At 68.1% G+C, this 6,451-nt stretch carries 7 protein-coding genes; 4 read left to right on the forward strand and 3 right to left on the reverse strand.

Going from position 1 to position 6,451, the window contains the following annotated elements; genetic code table 11:
• Positions 1-34 precede the first annotated feature (34 nt).
• The gene (locus CAL25_RS23905; RefSeq protein ID WP_094804775.1) at positions 35-991 is read right to left on the reverse strand and encodes a tripartite tricarboxylate transporter substrate binding protein; all 957 of its coding nucleotides are present in this window, start codon (positions 989-991) and stop codon (positions 35-37) included.
• A gap of 202 nt (positions 992-1,193) precedes the next feature.
• On the opposite strand from CAL25_RS23905, the gene CAL25_RS23910 reads away from it, so the two are divergent.
• The gene (locus CAL25_RS23910) at positions 1,194-2,117 is read left to right on the forward strand and encodes a LysR family transcriptional regulator (protein WP_094804739.1); all 924 of its coding nucleotides are present in this window, start codon (positions 1,194-1,196) and stop codon (positions 2,115-2,117) included.
• 6 nt (positions 2,118-2,123) lie between these two features.
• Here CAL25_RS23910 and CAL25_RS23915 read toward each other — a convergent pair whose 3' ends face one another.
• Positions 2,124-2,792 (reverse strand): GntR family transcriptional regulator, encoded by a 669-nt coding sequence (locus CAL25_RS23915; protein ID WP_094804741.1) that lies wholly within the window; start codon positions 2,790-2,792, stop codon positions 2,124-2,126.
• Between the two features lie 112 nt (positions 2,793-2,904).
• Here CAL25_RS23915 and CAL25_RS23920 point away from each other — a divergent pair, with 112 nt between their 5' ends.
• A complete protein-coding gene (locus tag CAL25_RS23920) occupies positions 2,905-3,384 on the forward strand; it encodes an OsmC family protein (protein WP_094804743.1) in 480 nt (159 codons plus the stop codon).
• A gap of 29 nt (positions 3,385-3,413) precedes the next feature.
• Here the strand turns inward: CAL25_RS23920 and CAL25_RS23925 are convergent, their stop codons facing one another.
• Positions 3,414-4,085, reverse strand: coding sequence for a FadR/GntR family transcriptional regulator (locus CAL25_RS23925; RefSeq protein WP_094804745.1), 672 nt, complete (start codon positions 4,083-4,085; stop codon positions 3,414-3,416).
• 194 nt (positions 4,086-4,279) lie between these two features.
• Between CAL25_RS23925 and CAL25_RS23930 the strand changes: the two genes are divergently transcribed.
• Positions 4,280-5,149 carry a fumarylacetoacetate hydrolase family protein gene (locus tag CAL25_RS23930; protein ID WP_094804746.1) on the forward strand — a complete coding sequence of 290 codons (870 nt, stop codon included), beginning with the start codon at positions 4,280-4,282 and terminating at the stop codon, positions 5,147-5,149.
• A gap of 63 nt (positions 5,150-5,212) precedes the next feature.
• The gene (locus tag CAL25_RS23935; RefSeq protein WP_094804748.1) at positions 5,213-6,187 is read left to right on the forward strand and encodes a Bug family tripartite tricarboxylate transporter substrate binding protein; all 975 of its coding nucleotides are present in this window, start codon (positions 5,213-5,215) and stop codon (positions 6,185-6,187) included.
• Positions 6,188-6,451 lie beyond the last annotated feature (264 nt).

Here is a 6,451-nt window from a genome sequence, read left to right on the forward strand (position 1 = left end):
GGGATCGGCGGGCACGCCCGCCGGATCCGGGTGATCAGTTGGCGGTGATGCCCGCTTCCTTGACGATGACGGCCCAGCGCTGCATCTCGTCGGCCACCAGCTTGTCGGTCTCGGCCGGCGTGGAAACGAGCGGATCGAAGCCTTCGCGCGCCATGCGCTCGGCCAGTGCCGGCTGCGCCAAGGCGCGGCCGAGCGTGGCGTTGAGCTTCTCGATCACGGCGTCGGGCGTGCCGGCCGGCGCGCTCACCACGAACCAGGTGGTGAAGGCGTAATCGGGCAGACCGGCCTCGGCGATCGTCGGCACGTCGGGCAGCAGCGGCGAGCGCTTGGTGCCGGTCACGCCGAGGGCGCGCAGCTTGCCGGCCTCGACCTGCGGCCGCGCCGCCGACAGCACCGGAAAGCTCATCTGCACCTGGCCGCTGATCGTGTCGACCATGGCCGGACCGCCGCCTTTGTAGGGCACGTGCAGGATCTGCGTCTTCGAGACCGACTTGAACAGCTCGGCCGCCATGTGGAAGGTGCTGCCCGTGCCCGCCGAGCCGAAGCTCCAGGTGTTGGGCGGCTGACTGCGCAACTGGCTCAGCAGCGACTTCAGGTCCTGCGCCGGCAAGTCGCGCGTCACGGTCAGCACGTGTTGCGACGTGCCGATCGTGCCCACGCTGCGCAGGTCCTTGCGCGTGTCGAACGGCATCTCGGCGAAGAGTGCCGGATTGATGGCCAGCGACATGGTGTTGATGGCGAGCGTGTAGCCGTCGGGTTTGGCGCGCGCCACGGCCGCCATGCCGATGTTGCCGGACGCGCCGGCGCGGTTTTCGATCACCAGGCTCTGGCCCAACTCCCGGGCCCAGGCATCCGACACCAGGCGCGCGGCAATGTCGACGCTGCCACCGGGCGCGAACGGCGCGACCAGCGTGATGGCGCGCGTCGGAAACGCGTCGGCGGCAGCGGCCGGCGTGCTCGGAGTGGCGAGAGGCAGTGCGGCGGCCAGCATCAGCGGCGCGCCCAGGCGGTGCGCGCGGGGCCAGGCACAGGTCCAACGGATCCAGCTCTTGTTCATGGTCTTGTCTCCGGAATCGCCGGCCTGCGGGCGGAATGCCGCGGCCGGTCTGCTCGTGGAACCAGTGTATAAGCCTATTCAGAACTTATAATTAACGAGAGAAAAAACCTTTCTTAAATTAGATTTATAAATACCGATGGACGGGCTTTCGGATCTCGCGTTCTTCTCCTTGCTGGTGCGGCACGGCAATCTGTCGGCCGCCGCGCGCGAGCTTGGCCTGACGCCGCCCGCGGTCAGCACCCGGCTGGCCAATCTGGAGCGGCGGCTCGGCGTGCGGCTGCTCAATCGCACCACGCGCCGCATCAGCGTCACCGCCGAAGGCGAGCTTTACCTCGCCGACGGCGCGCGCATCCTGGCCGACCTCGATGCCCTCGAGCGCCGCGTCACCAACACCCGCGAGCGGCCGCAGGGGCTGCTGCGCATCAACGCGACCTTCGGGTTCGGCCGCACGCATCTCGTGCCGGCCATCGCCGATTTCGCGCGCGACTATCCCGACGTGGAGGTGCAACTGCACCTGTCGGATCGGCCCGTGAACCTGCTCGATGAGGGCTACGACGTGGCGATCCGCTTCGGCACGCTGCCCGATGCACGGCTGGTGGCGCGGCTGCTCGCCTCGAACCGCCGGCTGCTTTGCGCGTCACCGCAATACGTGCGGGCCCATGGCGAGCCGCGCACGCCGGCCGATCTCGCCCGTCATCGCTGCATCGTGATCCGCGAAGACGAACTCGCCTACGGCACCTGGCACCTGCAGTCGGGCCAGCGCAGCGAGACCATCAAGGTGCGCGGCGCCCTGTCATCCAATGACGGCGAGAGCGCGCTCGCGTGGGCGCTGGCGGGCCACGGCGTGGTCATGCGGTCGGAATGGGAGGTCATGGCGCACCTGCGCGCCGGCCGTCTGGTCGAGGTGCTGCCGGGCTGGCGCACGCCGCCCGCCGACATTCACGCGCTCTATCCCGAACGGCTGCACCTGCCGGCCAAGACCCGCGTGCTGATCGATTTTCTGGCGGAGCGCTTCGCGAGCCGCGTGCGCACGCCGGGCTATCCGGCGGAGGTCTGGTAGGCGCGCTCAGTCGTCGGTGCCGCGCGCCACCAGCCGCAGCACCAGATCACGCGCCGAGGCCAGGTGTGCCTCGGTCATGGCCCGCGCGTGCGCCCCGTCGCGGGCGCGGCAGGCGCGCAGGATCGCCTCGTGTTCGTGCTGGAAGGCAGGCGTCTCGGCCAGCACGCGGCGTTGCAGCCGCTCGTAGCGTTCGATCTGGATACGCTGGTCGCGGATGGCCTGGACCTGACGCGCATTGCCGCAGGCGCCATAGAGAATCTCGTGAAACTCGCGGTTCAGCGCGTGCTGCCGCGCCGCCGTACCCGCCTCGCCCAGCTGACGGTGCACGCGCTCGGCGCGCGCCAGCGTCACGTCGTCGATCCGGCTCACCGCCCGCTCGATGGCATCGCCCTCGAGCAACATGCGCAGCGCGTAGATGTCGCGCACATCGTCGGCGTGCAGCGTGCGCACCACCGCGCCGCGATGGCGTTGCGTCTGCACCAGCCCCTCGTGTTCGAGCCGCTGGATCGCCTCGCGCATGGGCACGCGGCTGACCGCGAAACGCTCGGCCAGATCGCGCTCCACCAGGCGCGCACCGTCGGCCAGCTCGCCGCGGCAGATCATGTCGCGCAGCGCATCGGCCAGTGCGTCGGCGGCCGACCCCGTGCCGGCGGCCGTGGCGGGCAGCCGGTTCATGATCGCCTCGCGCTGAGAAAGGAAATGTCGGACGCTTTCTTCATCTGGCAAATGGTATACCAAATGGCGTACTATTTCAGGCACCGCGCTGCGCGCTCTGTCCTATAAAGCCATGGCTCACGAACATCGTTATCGCGTCGACACGATCTGGACCGGCAATACCGGCACCGGCACCTCGGGCTACCGCGACTACGCGCGCGATTACCGCCTGAGCGCGGCGCGCCGGCCCGACATCGCCGGCTCGTCGGACCCGGCATTCCGCGGGGATCCCACCCGCTGGAACCCGGAAGACCTGCTGCTCGCCTCGGTGAGCGCCTGCCATCAGCTTTGGTATCTGCACCTGTGCGCCGACGCGGGCATCGCGGTGCTGGCCTACGAGGATGCGGCCGAGTCGACCATGGTGGAGGGCGACGCGCAAACCGGCGGGCACTTCACGCAGTTCGTGCTGCGTCCGCGCGTCACGGTACGCCCCGGCGACGATCTCGCGCTCGCTCATCGTCTGCACGAGGCCGCCCACGCGCAATGCTTCGTGGCGAACTCGCTCAAGACCCCGGTCCTGTGCGAGCCCACGATCACGCCCGCGCCGCGATAGCGCCGGCGCCGGCACGCGGCTACGCGCGCTCAGACCCCGAGCAAGTTCTCGCGTACGTGCACCAGGTGGCGCCGCACCTGCGCCATCGCGCGTTCGGCATCGCGATCTTTGAGGGCGTCGACGATGGCGCGGTGTTCCTCCTGATAGGCCTGCCGCCGTTCAGGCGTGAGGCTCTTGCGCTTGAGCGCGCCCCATGAGGCTTGCGACCGCGCCGCGGTCATGAGTGCGAACACGTTCTCGATGAACTGATTGTGCGTGGCCGTGGCCATACGCTCATGCAGCCGCGCGTCCCACACCTCGAACGCTTCGAAACTCTCGGCTGCCTCGGCACGGTCACAGGCCTCCTCGAGCAGGGCGAAATCGGCCGGCGTGGCGTATTGCACGACCAGGGCGGCGATGGCGGGTTCGAGCACGAGACGCGCCGCCATCAGCTCAGCCGGGCTGGTGGACAGCGCTTCGGTACGCAGCGCCTGGGCCGTCTGCACGAGATGGTCCGAGGCATTCACGTACGTGCCGCTGCCCACCCGCTGCGAAATCAGCCCCTGCTCTTTCAACTGCTGCAAGGTGCGCCGCACCGTGGATCGGCTCAGGCCGTATTGATCGCACAGCGCGCGCTCGGTGGGCAGGCGATGGCCTGCCGGCCAGGCGCCCGTGTGCAGATGATCCAGGATGGCCGCACGCATGGCGGAGGCTTTGTCCATCGGAAGCTCGGTGAAAAACGACGCCGAATGATACCAAATAGAACCAATCCACGGCGATACGCCGCGCCAGGGATTTTCCCTAAGTCGCTTTGAAAACGCGTGTATTGCTCGGATGCTCTGCGCTATCCTGCGACCAGATTGGTACCAAGTAGCACTAATTGGTATTTTTTGGGTTAACCGAAGCAGGAGCAGGTATGAAGATCGCAGTTTTTCGTGTGAACGGTGAGCGCAAGGTGGGTCTGGTATCGGAGGACGGCGCGGCGGTCACGGCATTGGATGTGCCGCCCGCCGAGGCACACACCGGGGCGCTCGCGCTGATCGAGCGATTGAGCGCCGGCGGTACGCTGCCGGCCACCCAGGGCAACGCGCTGCGCTGGGACGAGGTGGAACACGAGGCGCCGCTGCCGGCCCAACGCCGCAACCTCTTCTGCGTCGGCCGCAACTATCACGCGCATGCCAAGGAGTTGCGCGACTCGGTGTTCAAGGACAACGACACCAACCCCGAATCCTGGCCCATCGTCTTCACCAAGGTCCCGCAGACCGTGATCGGACCCCGAGCCGACGTGCACTTGCCGCAGGGCGTGTCCGACAAGATCGATTACGAGGCCGAGCTTGCCGTGGTGATCGGCAAGGGCGGGCGCAACATCTCGCGCGCCGAGGCCATGAGCCATGTGTTCGGCTACACCGTCGTCAACGACGTCACCGCACGCGATGTGCAGATGCGCCACCAGCAGTGGGATCTGGGCAAGTCGTTCGATACCTTCTGCCCGATGGGCCCCTGGATCGTCAGCGCCGATGCGCTCGACGGCCAGCGCACCCGCGTGCGCTGTTGGGTCAACGGCGAACCGCGTCAGGATGGCAACACCGAAGACCTGATCTTCGACATCCCCACATTGATCGAGACCTGCTCGCGCGGCATCACGCTGCTGCCTGGCGATGTGATCGCCACCGGTACGCCGGCCGGCGTCGGACAGGGCCTGAACCCGCCGCGCTTCCTGCGCGCGGGCGATGTGGTCCGCATCGAGATCGACGGCATCGGCAGCATCGAGAACCGCTTCGTGTAGGTCAATTGCTAGGGTCACGGCGCGCCGCGACGTACGGCGGGCCGGGCCATACGGGAGTGAGACATGGCATTGCGTACGCTGTTCAAGACCGCGGCCGCCGCCGCGCTGTGCCTGGGCGTTGCCCAGGCCGGGGCCGCTGGCTACCCCGACCATCCCATCACGCTGGTGGTGCCCTTCCCGCCGGGCGGCGTGGCGGACACGATCGCACGGCCGCTCGCGCTGGCCCTGGCAGACCGCCTGGGCCAACCGGTCGTGATCGAAAACAAGGGCGGCGCGGGTGGCGCCGTGGGCATCGGCCAGGTCGCTCGCGCCAAACCCGATGGCTACACCCTGCTGATGAGCCTGTCTTCGATCTCGATCCTGCCCGAGGCTGATCGCGTGCTCGAACGCAAGCCGGCCTACCAGCTCGATCAGTTCGTCCCGATCGCCCGGATCACGGCGGATCCCACCGTGCTGGTGGTGCGTGCCGACAAGCCCTGGCAGTCCGTGCAGGATTTCCTGGCCGCGGCGAAACAGCAGCCGGGCAAGCTCAGCTACGGCAGCTCGGGAATCTACGGCACCATGCACGTGCCGATGGAGATGCTGCAGGGCGAGGCCGGCGTGCGCATGATGCATGTGCCATTCACGGGCGCGGGGCCGGCCGTGCAGGCGCTCATCGGCGGTCAGGTCGATGCGGTGGCGACCGGTCCGTCCAGCGTCATGCAGCTGATCCAGGCCGGCAAGCTGCGCGCGCTGGCGCATTGGGGCGAGGGCTCGCTCGAAAGCCTGCCCAAGGTACCCTCGCTGAAGTCGGTGGGCCACGATGCCGTGTTCGTGCAATGGTCGGGCGTCTTTGCGCTGGCCGGCACGCCCGAACCCGTGCTCGCACGTCTGCGCAAGGCCGCCGACGAGGTGGCGCGCGACCCGAAATTCAAAGCGCAGATCGCCGGCACCGGCAGCCCGGTGCAGTACCTCGACGCCAAGGATTTCGAGGCCTACTGGCGCCGCGACTCGGCCGCCCTGGCAACCGCCGTGCAGCGCATCGGAAAAGTCGAATAGGCCCCCACGCCGCACTCGCTGCGCTCGCTTGCTGCCCCCCGAGGGGGCGCTCCCACCTTGGGGCGGCCCGGCGGTGGGAGGGCAGGCCCCCCACGCCGCACTCGCTGCGCTCGCTTGCTGCCCCCGAGGGGGCGCTCTGTATGGACCGGACAGATAGGTAACAGGTGTACGAGGACATGGGTGACACTTTTCCGGACTAGATGCCCGGGAGAGTTCCATGCCTTGGAGTGCTGTTACCGTGAGCGATCAGAAGACGGAGTTTGT

It is taken from the genome of Bordetella genomosp. 5 (assembly GCF_002261315.1).
Taxonomy (GTDB): Bacteria; Pseudomonadota; Gammaproteobacteria; order Burkholderiales; family Burkholderiaceae_B; genus Bordetella.